This is a genomic window from Paenibacillus pinistramenti, from assembly GCF_005869875.1.
In the GTDB taxonomy this organism is placed as follows: Bacteria; Bacillota; Bacilli; order Paenibacillales; family Paenibacillaceae; genus Fontibacillus; species Fontibacillus pinistramenti.
The window spans coordinates 44755-62060 of sequence record NZ_VAWG01000013.1; the positions used below are offsets into that span (position 1 = coordinate 44755).

Genomic DNA, 17306 nt, shown 5'->3' on the forward strand with positions numbered 1-17306 from the left:
CCGCCTTCGTTGGCCGTCTGTCGACAGGAGTTATGTGATGAGAATTTTGGGGCTCGATTATGGCGACCGCAGGATCGGCGTGGCTGTAAGCGATGAGCTGGGCTGGACGGCCCAGGGCATTGATACGCTGGAGAAACGCCGGGATGACGGGGAAATCACCAGAATCGCCGAGCTGGTCAAGCAATACGAAGTCGGAGAGATCGTGGTAGGACTGCCTAAGAACATGAATGGCACGATCGGACCCCGCGGCGAAATCTGTCAGGAATTCGCGGAGAAATTGCGTGGTCAATTGGAATTGCCGGTTCACCTTTGGGATGAGCGGCTTACGACGGTATCAGCGCATCGGACGCTGCTTGAAGCGGATGTAAGCCGGGGCAAACGCAAACAGGTCGTGGACAAAATGGCTGCGGCGCTTATTTTGCAAAATTATTTGGACTCAAAGACTATAAGGTGAGGGTGATGAAGGATGGCAAACCAAATGATCAACAATGAAGAAGAACCGGAAATTATTTATATTCCAGATGATGAAGGCAATGAAGAAGAGTTTGAAGTCATCATGAAGTTCGAAGTGGACGGTTCTGATGCCAAATATATGATGGTGGTTCCTTTGGAATCCGACGACGATGAAAGCGATGAGGTTTATGCTTTCCGTTATGAGGAAGACGGGGACGACCTGAAACTCTATACAATCGACAGTGATGAAGAGTGGGAAATCGTCGAAGAAACCTTCAATACACTGATGGATGAATTCGGCGGTGACGAAGACTGATGCCGGGTTTCAATAAAGAAGAAGTGGTTTGGACCAGCCGGATCCGCGATGCGTTTGGTCCGGTCGTTGAGCTCCAGGATGAAAATGGAGAAACGACGTATTACCAGGTGGAGAAGGAATTTGACGTGTCCGGCGGCTCTTATGCCGTGCTTCGTCCAGATGTGCCGGGGCGGACGGAAGAAGAACCCGAAATTCTTAAAGTTGTCACTGGAGCGGACGGAGAGCTGTCTCTGGAAACCATTGACGACGATGATGAATGGGAAGATATTTCCGAGCTGTACGACGAGCTGACCTTTTCCGAATAGAGGGAAAAGAACCTGCGCCGGATAGACTTGTGAATTGCAGACTTGCTTGAATCGCAGAAGTGCTTGAATCTGTATAGATTGAACTCAAGAAGGGCGGAGCTTCCGCTCTTTTTGGCTGTAAAGGAGCTGGCTAAGTGAAGAAGGCAGTACGTCTTGTTTTGGCGGCGGTTCTGATCGTAATTATTGCCGCCGCTGCAGCAGGGGGATATGTATATTGGGGGCTTCAGCCGCCCGCAAAGTCAGACCAGGCTGTTAAATTTACAATTGAGCCCGGCACAGGCACCGGTCAGATTGCTGAGCTTTTGCAGGAGCAGGGTCTCATCCGCAGCGGTCTGCTGTTTAAGCTTCACTTGAAGTTTAAGTCTGAAGGCAGCAAGTTTCAGGCCGGAACCTATGAAATGACACCGGGAATGACGGCCGATCAGATTATACAGAAGCTGAATGACGGAGATGTGGCCGCCGAAGAGATGATTCGGTTCACCATTCCGGAAGGCTATACGGTCAAACAAATGGCGGACAAGCTTCAGGACGAAGGACTCGTGAACAGCGATGCTTTCCTCAAGCTGGCTGAGAATCCCGCCGGGATCGACGATCCGCTGCTCAGTGAAATTCCGGACAATTCGAAGCTGCTGTACAGGCTGGAGGGTTATTTGTTCCCGGAAACCTACGAGCTCAAGAAGGGCAGCACAGAAGCCGATATTATCCGGCGTATGCTTGAAGAAACGTCGGTCAAGCTGGATCAGATTCCTGACTTTGACACCAAGCTTGCAGCAAGCGGTTATTCGCTTAATCAGATTATGACGATCGCATCCCTGGTGGAGCGCGAGGTGGCAGTGGACAAGGAGCGTCCGATCGTTGCCGGTGTCATTTACAATAGACTTAAAGCCGGAATGAAGCTCGAGATTGATGCAACCGTCCAGTATCTGCTTGGCAAAACCAAGGAGCGGCTGCTGAATTCCGATCTCCGCAAGGTTGACAGTCCTTATAACTCTTATCTTTATGAGGGGCTTCCTCCCGGCCCGATTGCAGCGCCGAGTTTAAAGTCCATTGAAGCGGCTCTGGAGCCGGAGAAGTCGGATTATCTCTTCTATGTCACGAAGAAGGACGGCAGTCAGGAGCATTTGTTTGCCGCTACGTACAAGGAGCATTTAGCAAATATTGAGAAAAGTGAGGCTTCGGCCAAATAAGACAGAGGTGTGAGATATAATGAAAGCAGATAAACCGGAACTTCTTGTGCCGGCAGGATCGGTGGAAGAAGCGGTCTCTTTTATCAAGGCCGGGGCAGATGCGGTGCTGGTAGGTGAAGACAAATACGGCATGCGTCTGCCGGGTGAGTGCAGCCTGGACGACATCCGCAGAATTGCGGAGTTTGCGCATGCTCATCAGGCCAAAGTATATGTAAGCATAAACAACCTGGTAAGCAATGAATTACTGGCAGAGCTTGAACCCTATATTCAGGGGCTGCAGGAAGCCGGCGCGGATGCCGTGCAGTTCGGGGATCCCGCTGTGCTGCGGGCCGCGCAGAAGGCTGCACCGGAAATGGCGCTTCACTGGAACGCGGAGATGACTTCGACGAATTATGCTACAGCAAACTATTGGGGCAGCAAAGGGGCGTCCCGCGTCGTGGCTGCCCGGGAGCTGAATATGGATGAAATTACGGGCATGATTCCGAACCTTCAGATCGAAGCCGAAGTTCAGGTTCATGGAATAACCAATATTTATCATTCCAAGCGGGCGCTTGTAGCCAGCTACATGAACCATCAGGGGCGTCCTGTGGAAGGAAACAATCTAGGCAAGGACCGCGGGTTGTTCCTGATTGAAGCAGAGCGCCAGGATGAGAAGTATCCGATCTATGAAGATGCTAACGGAACGCATATTATGAGCTCCGATGATATCTGCATTCTGGAGGATCTCCATCTGCTGATGGAGGCTGGGGTTCACAGCTTCAAAATTGAATCCCTGCTCAAGCCGACAGCCTATACCATTGCTGTGATCAAGGTTTACCGGCAGGCCATTGATGCGTATGCTGCAGATCCGGAGTGCTATGCCTTCCAGGAGAGCTGGATGGAGCAGATCCGCCGCCTGCAGGACCCGGAACGTGAGTTGTCCTTCGGATTTTACTATAAAGAACAAGTTTATTAATCTACATCAAGTGAGGTGAGCGTAACCATGTCAACTCTAGAACATCATAAACCTAAATATACAGGAAAAAGATACCGGCTGGACAAACCGGAGCTGCTGGCTCCTGCCGGCAACCTGGAGAAGCTGAAATTTGCGATTCATTACGGAGCAGATGCCGTTTATATCGGCGGGCAGAAATACGGCCTGCGCTCCAATGCGGATAACTTCAGCTTCGAGGAAATGCGTGAAGGCGTGGAATTCGCCAAGAAGTATGGAGCGAAGGTATTTGTTGCGACCAATATTTACGCGCATAACGAGGACCTGGAAGGCATTGAAGAATATTTGCGCAATCTGTACGAAGCCGGAATTTCCGCCATCATCGCGGCCGACCCGATCATTGTCGATACCGCCAAGCGGGTGGTGCCAAACCTGGAAGTCCATTTGAGCACCCAGCAGTCGACGATCAACTGGCAGGCTGTTCAATACTGGAAAGAGGAAGGTCTTCCGCGTGTCGTTCTGGGGCGTGAAGCCAGCCTTGAGGAAATCGCTGAGATCAAGAAGCATGTGGATATCGAAATCGAAGCCTTTATTCATGGCGCGATGTGTTCTTCCTACTCGGGACGCTGCGTGCTCTCCAACCACTTTACAGACCGGGATTCCAACCGCGGGGGCTGCTGCCAGTCCTGCCGCTGGAAGTATGATCTGTTTGAGGATGCCCGGGAGCAAACCTGGATTTCCGAGGAGGAAGCGGCCGAGGACCGTGTGCTGCAGCAGTTCCAGCTCGGAACGACACAAGTTCCGTTATTTGCGGAAGAGGACAACGCTTTTACAATGGGATCCAAAGACTTGTGCATGATTCAAAATGTCCCGGATTTGATTGATGTCGGCGTGGACAGCTTTAAAATTGAAGGCCGGATGAAATCCATCCATTACGTGGCCACGGTCGTTAACGCCTACAGACGGGCGATTGACGCCTATATGGCCGACCCGGACAACTACGTGCTGAAGCCGGAATGGGTGGAAGAGATCAACAAAGCGGCGAACCGTCCGCTGAATACCGGATTTTTCTATGACACGCCGGATCATGAGGATCACATCTACGAGCCTGAGGAGAAAGCTGCGCCTTATGACTTTGCGGGCCTTGTGATGGCCTACGATGCCGAGACAGGCATGGCGACTGTCCAGCAGCGCAACCATTTTAAACCGGGCCAGGAAGTGGAATTTTTCGGACCGGGCGATACCTTCTTCAAGCAGGTTGTGGGAACCCTGTATGATGAAGACGGCAGCGAAATTGATGCGGCGCGTCATCCGCTGCAGCTGGTCAAATTTAAGGTGGATCAGCCGGTCCAATATTTTGACATGATGAGAAAGAAGAAATAGGCCTATTTGCTCTTACGCCTGTTCATTATTCAGCCCTTTGTCTCAGACAGAGGGCTTTTTTGTCGTTTTTTAACAAAAAAATTCGAACATGAAGCGTTATATTTTTACAAAAGTCTTAACATTTCAAATGATCTGCCGAAATATAGAGTAGGACTAAAATAATAGAGAAGAAACGGGTGAAAGGGATGGCCAAATTTCCAAAAGTGCTGAAGAAGGAAAACAATAAGGGGGAAAAGCAGCCGAAGGCAGACCAAAAGGGGAAAGATTTTTTTTCGCGCGCATTTAAGAAATCGGTTTCATACACGAAGAATGTTAAAATTAAACAATTCGATCCTACCAGATCTGTAGGTGTACGTCTGTTTCTTATCTTTTTTGTGGCAATCATGATCTTTGTGCTGTCACTGGGTTTCCTGTCTTATCAAACGGCTAAAACAATTGTCCAAAAGAACGCTAAGCTGTCCAACCAGCAGACCGTTATTCAAACGGCCGAGAAGCTGGATATTATTATGAACCGCTATCAGGAGAGTGTGCAGCAGATCTTCTTCGACCAGGAACTGCAGAACAGCCTCGGAAGCTTAAGCTCAAGCGAGCTTTCCGGTTATGACAAGTTTACGTTAGTGAAAGACGTCAATTCGAAAGTAAGCAGCTTGACTTACTCGATTCAAGGCGCATCAGCGCTCTATATCTTCCCGATGGACGGAAGCTTTGATCCCGTCACTGCCGGCAGTCCGGATACGGAGCTTACTTCTAATCTGAAGAACGAGAAATGGTACAGTACGGTCTCCGCAGCGAATACTACTGCCTGGCAGGCTGTTGCGAGCAACGGAAGCGGTGTATACCGTTTTGTTCAGTCTATTAAGGCATTAAGCGGTTCTGACCGCTATATCGTAGTGCTTGATATTAATATGAGCACCTTGAACGAGCAGCTTGAGAAAGTATCGCTTGGATCAGGTTCCAAAGTGGAGCTGATTGATGAAACCGGGCAGATTGTCACAGCTAATGTGGATCTTTCCAAGGAAAAATTGACGGCGATCGAAGCCGTAACCAAGAGCACCAAAGACACAGACAGCCTGACAACGAAAGATCAAAACGGCAATTCGGTGCTGGCTGTCTTTGATAAGCTGAGCACCTCAGGCTGGAAATTGGCAGGCGTGATTCCGGTCAAGAACCTGGTGGAGGACGCGAAGAGCATCCTGGTTACCACCTTCATTGCTGCAGCAGTCGTTGCATTGATTGCGGTTCTGCTGGGCATCTGGATGGTCCGCATGATTGGACGGCCTTTGTCCATGATGAACCGGCTGATGCAGCAGGGGGCAAGCGGTCAGCTGAACGTGCGCATGCAGCATAACAGCAGGGATGAAATCGGCCAGCTTTCGGCCAGCTTCAATCAGATGATGGAGGAAATTACCGGGCTGGTTACACAGGCTAACCACTCTGCTGCGGATGTTCTAAGCACGGCGTCCGAGCTTGCGGAAGCCTCCAAGAAGACGGCGCTGTCCGCGCGTGAAATTGCCATTGCGACAGAGGAAATTGCCAAAGGCGCAGGAAGTCTGGCTACAGAAGCAGAACGCGGCAGTGACTTGACGGAAAATATCGGTTCACAGGTTGCTGCGGTTATCGCATCCAACCGGGAAATGGAGCAATCCGCGCGTGAGGTGGAACAGGCTAGTGACCGTGGTACCAAATATCTGCACGGCCTCACAGAGAAGACCAATGCTACCGGTGCGATGACACGGGCTTTGGGCGACCGGATTCATTCGCTGCATGCCAGCACGGCATCCGTACTGAAGGTGCTTGATGTGATGCAGAATATTACTCAGCAGACTAATATCTTGTCCTTGAATGCTACGATTGAAGCAGCCCGTGCGGGTGCGGCAGGACGAGGCTTTATGGTTGTTGCGGATGAAATCCGCCAGCTCGCCGAGCAGTCCAGACAGTCCATTGCGATGGTTGGTCAGATTACCGATGAAATTCAGAAGGAAATGAACGAAACGCTTAAGGCGCTTGAAGAAGTAAATCCGGTCTTTGAACAGCAGATTCAATCGGTTAAGGAAACCGGAGATATCTTCGTCTCCGTACAGGAGCAGATGGAGCAGTTCGTGGCCAAATTGGATGCGGTTACGACATCCATTGAAGGCCTGAACCAGTCCCAGCATATCTTGGCGGAGGCTATGACCAATGTCAGTGCTGTAGCGGAAGAATCCTCCGCAACCTCGGAGGAGGTTGCCTCCCTGTCCAGTGAACAGCAGCTGGTAGGCGATCAGCTGGTGAATTTGTCCGGCCAGCTTGAGAAGGTTTCGGATCAATTGAAAGAGTCGCTGTCCAGATTTAAAGTTTAATTTAGAAACGAAGAACTGAAAGGCTGCCCCGGCTGCCCGTCTGAGAAACGGGCCGGGGCGGCTTTTTTTTGTTCAGCAAAGGTAATATCCCCCTTACAAAGGTGTGAGATGGTCCGGCAAAGGAAATACTTTGTCGAAAAGGGGGAATTACAGATGAATCTCACCATGAAGAAGCGGATATTTATATGCTTGCTGCTGCTCTCTTCCGCCATCGCCGTCATGCACGTCCGGCTGGCGTGGCTGCAGCTGCTGGACGGAGTTCCCAAGGCGGCTTCCGCCCATGGCAGAGTGACATCTGAAATGGCGGTCAGGCAGCGGGAGAGCCGGATCGAGCTGGACTCGGGCCGCGGGCGTTTCGTCGATGCCGCCGGACTGCCATTAACCAATGAAGTGGTCATGACCCCGGTCCTGTTCCCTGTGCGAAGCCGGGAGGAGAGCGGTCAGCTGCTGATTCAAAATAAAGAGCTCCAGTCACTGGCACAGCTGTTGAAGACGACCCCTGATCATCTGCAGGAGATTCACAGCAGGCTGCAGCATCCGGTTTATTGGACAGAGCAGACTGAAGCTGGTGTACACATACAGGACAGCCCGCTTCATTTGAGTGCAGATCAAGTAACCAGGATTGAGGGTCTGAAGATTTCGTGGATCAAGGTGCTGCCCCTGGTCCAGCGCTACGCATATGAGCCCTCAGGCAAACAGTGGCTGGGCTTTCTGGCTGAGCAGCCGGAGCTTGTGGAAGCAGCGAACAAGAAGAGCGCAGATAAGGGCCAGAAGCGGGAGGAAGCCCTATCCGTTACAGCCAAGCTGGGGGCGGCGGGTCTGGAGAAGACTTTTGACCGGATAATTCGCGGCGAAGGAGCAACAGGCATATCCTACCGGATGGATGCCGGACACCAGCCGATGTCCAAAGACGATCTTCGTATTCATACCTCGGGCAACCCTTATTATCCGCTTACCGTGCAAACCACGATTGATCTGCCGCTTCAGAACCGGATTGAGCGTCTTGCCGCCGCAAAAGGGGTAAAAGAAGGGGCGGTTGTCATACTGGACGCAGTGAACGGAGATATTAAGGCAATGGTGTCGCTGCCTTTTTATAATCCGAATCAGGTGGATCCGCAGAACTTAGCGGCATGGAGCAACCGGGCAGTGAAGGAAGCGGTCCCCGGTTCGATCTTTAAGACGGTTACCGCAGCCGCAGCGCTTGAAGCCGGAATTACGGCGCCGAATGAAGCTTTTATGTGCCTCGGCAGCTACGGGAAATACGGCCTGTCCTGCTGGAAAAAGGGAGGGCACGGCCATATCACATTGGCACAGGCCTTTGCGGAATCCTGCAATACCGTATTCGGCCAGCTGGGCGAACGGCTGCCGCCTGCCATGCTGCAGCAGACAGCAGATGCGTTGGGGCTTGGACGCACAATCGGGTGGCAGGCGGCTGACTTTATGAACAGCGGTCCGCTCCGGCAGATTGATCAGGAGGAGAGCGGCACGGTATTTGGCGGTGAAGCCCATCCTGAGGATGGAGGCGTGCGCGCACAGACCGCGATTGGACAACGGAGCGCCCGGATGAGCCCGCTTCAGGCCGCGAACCTGGTTGTGACGCTGCTGCATGGAGGAGCGGTGCAGGCCCCGCGGCTTGTCAGCGGTATTTTCTACGCGAACGGTACGGAGATGATTCATTTTAAACCTCACAAATCCCCGGGCCAATCCGGTCAAATTTCTGCGAATACAGCAGCTGCAATTACAGAGTGGATGCGCAGCGTTGTCACAGACGGAACCGGGCGCAGGCTCAGCCATTCCAAATGGCATCTGGCCGGGAAATCCGGCACGGCTCAGGTTACGAGAAACGGGAGGGCGCTAAACGACCAATGGTTTATTGGCTACGGCCCGTACGAGTCACCGCAATATGCGGCTGCTGTTCTGGTGCAGAGCCGGGAGCCGGGATCTGTTCACCTCGCTACCGAATTGTTTGGAGAGATCATGGATGAATTGGCCGAAATGAAAGACCAGGCAGGCGGTCAGAGGGGCAAGAGCCTGTCTTAAAAAAATCAGGCCTAAAATAGAAGAATTTATGATAAAATAGAGAAGATGTTCAAACAAGTCTGTTGATTTGAGCAAGCAAAAGTCAATGAATAGAGAGAAATGGGGAATATGGCATGGAGACTTTGCTGCTGGGTTTATTTTACATTTTCTCGTTGTATGCCTTTATTCCTGGGCTGATCAGCCGTCTGTTCGGTTTCCGAGTATTTAAGAAGGGCATCGCAGAACACGAAATTTCCTTAACGTTTGACGACGGGCCTGATCCGGTCTATACGCCTCAGCTGCTGGATCTGCTGAAACGCTACAACGCGAAAGCCACCTTTTTTGTAGTGGGCTCAAGTGCCGAGAAACATCCTGAGCTGATCAAACGGATTTATGAGGAAGGTCACCTGCTTGGCATCCACAACTACAAGCATAAGACGAATTGGCTGATGAGGCCAAAAACGGTGACTAAACATATTGAAATGACCGCCAAGGTCATTAAAGAGGCAACCGGACAGGATGCGCATTACTACAGACCGCCTTGGGGGATTGTCAATTTATTCGACTATACAAAGCAGCGCAACAATCTGCAACTTGTTCTATGGTCAGCCATCTTCAAGGATTGGCGGGTAAATGTCGGTGCTGACCGGTTAACCCAGAAGATGCTGAAGAAGCTGCGCGGCGGTGAAGTCTTTCTGCTGCATGACTGCGGAACCACTTTTGGCGCCAACCCCACTGCGCCCCATGAAATGCTGACCGCTCTTGAACGTGTACTGGACGAGGCCGAGCGAAGAGGAATCCGCAGTATTACGATACAGGATATGATTCAGCATACGGCCCAAGCCAAGAATGAAGCGATTGCGGCATTACAACAGCCGGGTTCAAGCCAGCCGCAAGCCGTGCGAAAGGGAGGAAGTTCAGTGCCAGTGCTGCCTTGGTATAAACGGTTGATCGTCAGCCTTTGGCTGCTGTGGGAGAAGGTATTCCATGTGATGTTCCACTTACAAACAACGGATAACCCTGACCCAATGTTTCACTTCCGGAAAATAAAATATTCGGGAGCGCCGATCGAATTAACGACAGGAGACACGCTGGTCAAAGGCGATTCTGTACTGGAGCTGCACTTTGATAATAAAAAGCTGTTCCAGCTGGGCTCCAAAGCCAAGTCCTCCGTTCAGCTGGCAATCCAGCTGGTGCGTATGACGGAGAAGGCCCTGCCAGAGCTGGCCGAATACATCCAGAATCATCCTGATCTGCGGGAGGCGAAGGCGCTGTACGGTATCACGATGATTAACCGCGGGCCGGAGCAGTTCGGTTTTTCAATTACAGATCTGCCCAAAGGCCTCTTTGCCACTTCAACCACATTCTACTTAAAGCTGCTGATGAGCGTCATCCACCCGAACGGGCGGGAGCGGGTCAAGGCCCACCAGGAACAAATGGTTCCTAAAATTCTGGTGATTCCGACTCAAACTTTAATCAGCCGTTTCTCGCAGCAGGGCGGGACGGTTCAGGGATCAAAACGTAAGCCGGTAACGGCTGCTGCCAAATCAGAAGAAGAGCTGGACGGAAAGAACGATGCGGAGCTAAAGGCAAGCTTGCCGGTTTAGAAGCAGAAATCTGATTAGTGCAGAATTGCAGGACTTATTTTGCAGCTCATTCTAGTTCAATTATCAGGATTCATGATCGGATTTCCACATTTGAGAGCCCCTTTGGGGTTCTCTTTTTTTTTATTTTTGGCTGCTTTGTTCGGAAAAATAAAACAGGCCGATCACTAGGATCAGCCTGTCTGTATTTTAAAAGTGCGGAATCATTATCTCAACAGAGAATATGATTAGTTAAATTTTCATAACGCCGCCGGAGCTGGCATTTGTTACGAGCTTGGAATAACGCGCGAGGTAGCCGGTCTTCACTTTAGGCTCGAATTCTTTCCAGTTGGCGCGGCGCTTTGCGAATTCTTCATCGCTGATGTGCAGCTCGATTTTGCGGTTGTTCAGGTCGAGCTCGATAATATCGCCATCCTCAACAAAAGCGATTGGACCGCCTTCTGCCGCTTCCGGAGAAATATGCCCGATGCTGATGCCGCGGGATGCGCCGGAGAAACGTCCGTCCGTAATCAGGCCAACTTTGGCGCCAAGGCCCATGCCTGCAATCTGGGAGGTTGGTGCGAGCATTTCCGGCATGCCTGGTCCGCCTTTCGGACCTTCGTAGCGGATGACAACGACATTGCCTTCTTTAACCTTGCCGTTCGCGATGCCTTCGAGCGCTTCATCCTGGGAATCGAAGCAGATGGCAGGACCTTTATGGTAGCCGCCTACGGAAGGATCAACCGCACCTACTTTGATTACGGAGCCTTCAGGAGCCAGGTTGCCGTACAGGATGGCAAGTCCGCCGCGTTCCGAGTAAGGGTTGTCGATCGCATGAATGACTTCATGATCGCGGATTTCAACGCCTTCAACGTTCTCGCGCAGTGTTTTGCCGGTAACGGTCATGCAGTCGGGATGCAGCGCACCCGGTTTCTTGAGCAGCTCGTTAAGCACCGCGCTCACACCGCCGGCACGGTCCACGTCTTCAATAAAGTAGTTGGAAGCCGGAGCCAGCTTGCTGATATGCGGCACACGGTTGGCAACCTCGTTAATCCGCTCAATCGAATAGTCGATGCCTGCTTCTTGTGCCAGCGCGAGCGTATGCAGAACTGTGTTGGTCGAACCGCCCATCGCCATATCCAGCGCAAAAGCGTTGTCGATGGATTCTTTGGTCACGATATCGCGAGGCTTGAGGTCCATCTTCACAAGCTCCATCAGCTGCTTGGCGGACTTTCTTACGAAGTCGCGGCGTTCTTCAGCAACAGCAAGGATAGTGCCGTTCCCCGGAAGCGCCAGGCCAAGAGCCTCTGCCAGACAGTTCATGGAATTGGCTGTGAACATACCGGAGCAGGAGCCGCACGTTGGGCAGCCGAATTGTTCAAGCTCGAGCAGGTCTTTATCGTCGATTTTACCAGCCTGGTAAGCGCCGACGCCTTCAAATACGGAAGTCAGGGACAAGCGGTTGCCTTTGCTGTCTACGCCGGCCTTCATTGGTCCGCCGCTGACAAAGATCGTCGGAATGTTGACGCGCAGCGCGCCCATCAGCATGCCGGGAGTAATTTTATCGCAGTTCGGAATACAGACCATGCCGTCAAACCAGTGTGCGGAAACCACCGTCTCCAGGGAGTCAGCGATAATTTCGCGGCTCGGCAGCGAGTAACGCATGCCAATGTGACCCATCGCGATTCCGTCATCAACGCCAATGGTATTAAACTCAAATGGAACGCCGCCGGCTTCGCGGATGGCTTCCTTGACGATTTTACCAAATTCCTGCAAGTGAACATGACCGGGAACGATATCGATATAGGAGTTGCAGACCGCAATAAACGGCTTGCCGAAATCCTCTTCTTTAACCCCTGCAGCACGCAGCAGACTGCGGTGCGGTGCCCGGTCGAAACCTTTTTTGATCATGTCAGAACGCATTTTGTTAGCTCCCATGATGGCTTTTCTCCCCCCAGAACGGAATATGATTGAGCGCAAGACCTGTCGGATTATAAAGAAACAGCAGGCCCTTTGCCGGAATAAAAAAATTTAGAGGTGTAAACCGCTAAAGCTTTCTATACAGTCTATCACAACCTTTTCGGCTTTTCTACCATTTCAAGTAAGGGAAAAACGATGGAAATCTAGCGTAAAACAGTAAAGGAGGCTGATTGGAGGAGCGGCTGGGGACTATTGATGGGGAGCCGGGAGCCTTATAATGAAGCAATCCGGAAAATAGATGAACAGATCTTAGCGTTGGTTCCGTTAAGAAGGAGTATGCTGCCTAGGGGAAGCTTTATGCCGAGCCTGTCCGAATCGGCTAAACAAGCACACAAAAAGCCGCCGGCAGTCTGCCGGGGCTTATTGTGGCGGGCAATTCAAACTATTCACTGCTGAGTCAGAGTCCGCTGCTAATTGTTGTTGCCGCGGGCTTGTCCGCCCTTGCGGCCAATTTCGCGATAGAACTCTTTATCGTGGGACTCGGCAGTGGCAGAGCCGCCCTTCTGGCCAATTTCCTGGTAGAATTCACGGTCATGTGACTTGGAGGTCGCCATTCCGCCTTTAGAACCAATCTCCTGGTAAAATTCTTTACCATGGTTTTTGGCAGTTGCTTGTCCGCCAAGGCGGCCTGCTTCTTCACGGCTCATTTTTCCATTCTTACGTGCCATAAAAATCACTCCTTGGTAGTAATGGTTTTTAAATGCGCGTACTGTTATATACCACAGGTCACTTGGTTGAATCATAAAAAAATGGAAATAGAAATCCAGTTTAGTTCATGCACTAAATTTTTATCATTTGGAGATCCGGATCTCCGCCGATGTCCGGGTTTTACGGCCGGCAGCAAGCATCCAGTCCACCGGAGGCTCAATAACCGGGGAGGCCATTTTTCGCACGGCAGGCTGACACAGCATTACGGTGAGCAGAACGGCCGAGACGAGCAGAGCAAGCACGCCCCAGGCTCCGTGGATGCTGGCATACAGCGGGGAAGCGGCAGCCAAGCGGACAATGAAGCCGTGCAGCAGGAAGACGTAGAGCGTCCGGCGGCCATAGTCGGTCAAACGTCCGGTGAACAGCGGGACGAAGGACAGGAAGGCGGCAGATGACACCAGCTGCAGCGCGTACATGCCTAAACGGCCCAAGCCGTCATACCATAAATAAGAACCTAACTGGCTGTAAGTCATGCTGCCGTATAGCCAGCCTAATGGCAGGCGTTCTCCCCAAAGATAAGCGGCTGCCAATACCAGGATAGAGGCCGCTCCGGCTAGTAGGCGGATTTTTGGCGTGAACACTTTCACAATCCATTCCGCGCGAAAATGATAACCAGCCACAAAGAAGGGCAGATAAACAAACGTTCTCGATAAGCTGAACCAGGTGCCGTCTACGGCCAGATACCCGACAGCAACGCCAAGCAGCAGGGAGGCTGCAAGCTGGGCGGATTTTTTCCATTTCAGCAGGGCGGCAGTGAAGATTCTCCACAGAAAATGACTGGCCAGAAACCAGAGCAGCAGATAAGGCGCAAAGAAAGAGTGGTGGATGTTCTGCACTTTAAATACGGCAGCATCAAGCAGCGAATACAGGCTTTGGAAGATGACATACTGCAGCGCAATTTGCGCCAGCACTTTGCGGCCTGCCGGCCCGTGAAGATTCGGCTTCGCAAAATAACCGGTCACAAAGACAAACAGAGGCATATGAAAGGTGAAAATCCATACATAAAGGCCATGGAGCCCCGGCATCCGGCTGATCAGCGGCTCAATCGCATTGCCGGCAAACACGCACACAATCAGCAGAAAGCGCAGGTTAAGAAAGTAATGATCCCCGTTCCAGCTCTTCAAATTGTTCTCCATCCTAAGCGGCTCCTTTATTTCAAGCAGGCCAAAGGCAAGCTGCTGGCGATGCTTTAATTTTTAGGTAATTCTTTACAGCTAAAGCGTAAGGTATTACGAAAGCGGCACCTGTGACAATGATCACTATTGGAAGCGTTATCTGTCCTGTCAATTATGGCGAACTGTTGAATTGTGAAAATCAGGAAAGGTACAATATAGAAAATGCGATAGAAAATAGGCAAGGAGGAATGAGGCATGCCTGTCTGCAGGGTGAACGGGAAGCGGATCAACATCAGAGGAATCCTGTTTGACAAGGACGGAACGCTGCTTGATTTTGTAAGCATGTGGGGGGCCTGGGCTCACGACGTTACGGAGCTGGTTAAACAGCGGGTGGAAGAAGCGGGGGCTGAGCTGCTGGTCGAACCGGGCCGTCTGCTGGGACTTTTGCGTGATGCAAACGGTCACCTCACAGGCTATGACCCTGCCGGGCCTGCCGCAATGGCCACCGAAGAGCAGACAACCGGACTGCTGACCTGGCAGCTATATGCCGCGGGGATGCCGTGGAACGACGCTTTGCGTGAGGTGAAGGCGATCCTGCATACCGCCATGGAACAGGTAAAAAGCCGGCGGACAGCCGAGCCGATGCCGGGCCTCGTCCGTTTTGCCGAGCAGTGCCGGGAGCTAGGGATCTCCATGGGAGTCGTTACGGCTGACCGCACATCTGAAGCCTGGGAGCATTTAAGCTGGATGAAGCTGGATGCCCATTTCGGGACAGTCGTCGGAACGGACCGGGTGAAGAACGGCAAGCCGGAGCCGGATATGGTGCTGCTTGCCTGCTCAGAGCTGGACTTGGCGCCCGGTGAAGTTCTCGTCATCGGAGACAGCAACGCAGATATGCAGATGGGCAAGGCAGCCGGAGCGGCACTGGCCATCGGGTACTGCCCGGATGGAGAATCTCGCCATTTGCGGGACGCCGATATCGTGATCCGAAGCTACGAAGAGCTGAAGCTGGATGCCGGCAGCTCATTAATTATCCAAGGAGCTGAAAGAGATTGAACAATACAGCGGATTACCCGGTTAATAAACTGGCGGAATGGATTTCCGAAAGTGAAAGAATCGTATTTTTCGGCGGGGCAGGGATTTCTACAGAGAGCGGGATTCCCGACTTCCGTTCGGCAGCGGGCTTGTACCAGACGGAGACGAATTCTCCTTATTCGCCGGAGGAGATTTTGAGCCGCTCCTTTTTTGATAAACATCCGGAAGTGTTCTTTGACTTTTACCGCACAAAAATGCTCCATCCCTCTGCCCAGCCCAACGCGGCGCACCGCCTTCTGGCTAAGCTGGAGGATGCGGGGAAGCTGGATGCGATCGTGACCCAAAATATAGACGGCCTTCATCAATCCGCCGGCAGCCGGAACGTTCTGGAGCTGCACGGTTCAGTTCACCGCAACTACTGTATGAAATGCCGAACCTTCCATTCGCTTCAGGAAGTAATTGACGCACCGGGGCCCGTACCGCTGTGCAGAAACTGCGGCGGGATCGTAAAGCCCGATGTTGTCCTGTATGGGGAGAATCTGCACGACGAGACGATTGCCGGCTCCATTCAGGCGATCCGCGGGGCGGATCTGCTAATCATTGGGGGGACATCTCTGACCGTATATCCGGCGGCGCAATTCGTCGATTATTTCCGGGGAAATCGAACGGTGCTGATTAACATCGCTCAAACCGGCTATGACAGCCGTGCCGGACTGCTCATTACGGAACCGATCGGTCAGGTTTGCGAGACGGTTTCGCGCAGGTTAAGCCTTGGTTAAGGATATCCTGTGATATCCTGTGCTTGGAAGGAAAAGATTTTGCTAAAGGACCGTTAACCGTCTAATATAAAATACAAGCTCCAATGATTTTATCCAATACTTTAAAACTGTTTAGAGAGGCAGGATGACGAGATGGTATATTCACCGAACGAAGAAAGATATGAATCCATGATCTACAACCGGGTTGGCCGTTCAGGACTGAAGCTCCCGGCGATTTCGCTCGGTTTATGGCACAATTTCGGCGGCGTCAATACCTTTGAGAACGGACGTGAAATGATCCGGAGATCGTTTGATCTCGGAATTACGCATTTTGATCTGGCCAACAATTACGGTCCGCCGCCGGGCTCTGCCGAGGAAATGTTCGGGCAGGTGCTCGACAAGGATTTCAGGCCGTTTCGTGATGAACTCGTCATTTCTACTAAAGCTGGATATACGATGTGGCCCGGCCCATACGGCGACTGGGGCTCACGCAAATATTTGATTTCAAGCCTCGACCAGAGCCTCAAACGGATGGGGCTGGATTACGTGGACATCTTCTATTCCCACCGTCCGGATCCGGAGACGCCGATTGAGGAGACCATGATGGCGCTGGATCAAATTGTCCGATCCGGTAAAGCCCTTTACGTTGGCATTTCCAATTATCCGGCTGACAAGACCGCTGAGGCGGCAAAAATCCTGAAGCAGCTTGGAACACCGCTTCTAATTCATCAGCCCCGCTACTCCCTGCTGGACAGATGGATTGAGAACGGGCTTCAGGATGTGCTGGAGGAACACGGCGTTGGTACAATTGCCTTTACACCGCTTGCCCAGGGCATGCTGACAAGCAAATATTTGAATGGAATTCCGGAGGATTCCCGTGCCGCCAGTCCGACAGGCTTCCTGAAGGAATCGGCGATCACGCCGGCCGTGCAGCGCAAGATCCGGGCGCTCAATCAAATGGCTGCGGCCCGCGGACAAAGTCTGGCCCAGTTTGCTCTGGCTTGGGTTCTGCGAGAAGGGCGCGTTACTTCTGCTCTTATCGGTGCCAGCCGGCCGGGTCAAATCGAGGAAAATGTTGCAGCGCTGAACAATCTGGACTTCTCTGCAGAAGAGCTCAGCCGGATTGAAGCCATTTTAAAGACGGACGAAGAAGGCAAAGACGAGGTATAAGAGAATAGAAGGAACTGTCCGGCA

At 52.0% G+C, this 17306-nt stretch carries 15 protein-coding genes; 12 read left to right on the forward strand and 3 right to left on the reverse strand.

Annotated elements, in window-relative coordinates:
* Window positions 1-37: 37 nt before the first annotated feature.
* The 9 genes from ruvX to FCN15_RS14550 all read left to right on the forward strand — a co-directional run bounded on the left by ruvX (window position 38) and on the right by FCN15_RS14550 (window position 10540).
* Entirely contained in the window at window positions 38-454 is a 417-nt protein-coding gene (ruvX, locus tag FCN15_RS14510; protein ID WP_203232158.1) for a Holliday junction resolvase RuvX, read from the forward strand.
* Window positions 455-466: 12 nt separating this feature from the next.
* A complete protein-coding gene (locus FCN15_RS14515) occupies window positions 467-769 on the forward strand; it encodes a DUF1292 domain-containing protein (RefSeq protein WP_138495709.1) in 303 nt (100 codons plus the stop codon).
* Window positions 769-1074 (forward strand): DUF1292 domain-containing protein, encoded by a 306-nt coding sequence (locus FCN15_RS14520; protein ID WP_203232159.1) that lies wholly within the window; start codon window positions 769-771, stop codon window positions 1072-1074. The genes FCN15_RS14515 and FCN15_RS14520 overlap by 1 nt, the downstream gene beginning before the upstream one ends.
* 134 nt (window positions 1075-1208) lie before the next feature.
* Window positions 1209-2261, forward strand: a complete 1053-nt coding sequence (gene mltG / locus FCN15_RS14525) for an endolytic transglycosylase MltG (RefSeq protein ID WP_138495711.1) — start codon at window positions 1209-1211, stop codon at window positions 2259-2261.
* A 19-nt stretch (window positions 2262-2280) separates the two neighbouring features.
* Window positions 2281-3216, forward strand: a complete 936-nt coding sequence (locus FCN15_RS14530) for a peptidase U32 family protein (RefSeq protein WP_138495712.1) — start codon at window positions 2281-2283, stop codon at window positions 3214-3216.
* 27 nt (window positions 3217-3243) lie between these two features.
* Window positions 3244-4575 carry a peptidase U32 family protein gene (locus FCN15_RS14535; protein ID WP_138495713.1) on the forward strand — a complete coding sequence of 444 codons (1332 nt, stop codon included), beginning with the start codon at window positions 3244-3246 and terminating at the stop codon, window positions 4573-4575.
* A gap of 383 nt (window positions 4576-4958) precedes the next feature.
* A complete protein-coding gene (locus FCN15_RS14540; RefSeq protein ID WP_238996700.1) occupies window positions 4959-6914 on the forward strand; it encodes a methyl-accepting chemotaxis protein in 1956 nt (651 codons plus the stop codon).
* 153 nt (window positions 6915-7067) lie between these two features.
* Window positions 7068-8954, forward strand: coding sequence for a peptidoglycan D,D-transpeptidase FtsI family protein (locus tag FCN15_RS14545; protein WP_138495715.1), 1887 nt, complete (start codon window positions 7068-7070; stop codon window positions 8952-8954).
* Window positions 8955-9067: 113 nt separating this feature from the next.
* The gene (locus FCN15_RS14550; protein ID WP_138495716.1) at window positions 9068-10540 is read left to right on the forward strand and encodes a polysaccharide deacetylase family protein; all 1473 of its coding nucleotides are present in this window, start codon (window positions 9068-9070) and stop codon (window positions 10538-10540) included.
* Between the two features lie 228 nt (window positions 10541-10768).
* Here the strand turns inward: FCN15_RS14550 and ilvD are convergent, their stop codons facing one another.
* The 3 genes from ilvD to FCN15_RS14565 form a co-directional block, all read right to left on the reverse strand.
* Window positions 10769-12454, reverse strand: a complete 1686-nt coding sequence (ilvD, locus tag FCN15_RS14555; RefSeq protein ID WP_203232160.1) for a dihydroxy-acid dehydratase — start codon at window positions 12452-12454, stop codon at window positions 10769-10771.
* Between the two features lie 452 nt (window positions 12455-12906).
* The gene (locus FCN15_RS14560) at window positions 12907-13164 is read right to left on the reverse strand and encodes a KGG domain-containing protein (RefSeq protein WP_138495717.1); all 258 of its coding nucleotides are present in this window, start codon (window positions 13162-13164) and stop codon (window positions 12907-12909) included.
* A gap of 123 nt (window positions 13165-13287) precedes the next feature.
* Complete coding sequence (locus tag FCN15_RS14565; protein WP_138495718.1) at window positions 13288-14340, reverse strand: acyltransferase family protein; 1053 nt, start codon at window positions 14338-14340, stop codon at window positions 13288-13290.
* 234 nt (window positions 14341-14574) lie between these two features.
* On the opposite strand from FCN15_RS14565, the gene FCN15_RS14570 reads away from it, so the two are divergent.
* The 3 genes from FCN15_RS14570 to mgrA all read left to right on the forward strand — a co-directional run bounded on the left by FCN15_RS14570 (window position 14575) and on the right by mgrA (window position 17282).
* Window positions 14575-15375: an HAD family hydrolase gene (locus tag FCN15_RS14570; protein WP_138495719.1), complete on the forward strand. Its 801-nt coding sequence runs from the start codon at window positions 14575-14577 to the stop codon at window positions 15373-15375.
* Window positions 15372-16133, forward strand: a complete 762-nt coding sequence (locus FCN15_RS14575; RefSeq protein ID WP_138495720.1) for an NAD-dependent protein deacylase — start codon at window positions 15372-15374, stop codon at window positions 16131-16133. Before FCN15_RS14570 ends, FCN15_RS14575 begins: the two co-directional genes overlap by 4 nt.
* A gap of 132 nt (window positions 16134-16265) precedes the next feature.
* A complete protein-coding gene (gene mgrA, locus FCN15_RS14580) occupies window positions 16266-17282 on the forward strand; it encodes an L-glyceraldehyde 3-phosphate reductase (RefSeq protein ID WP_138495721.1) in 1017 nt (338 codons plus the stop codon).
* Window positions 17283-17306 lie beyond the last annotated feature (24 nt).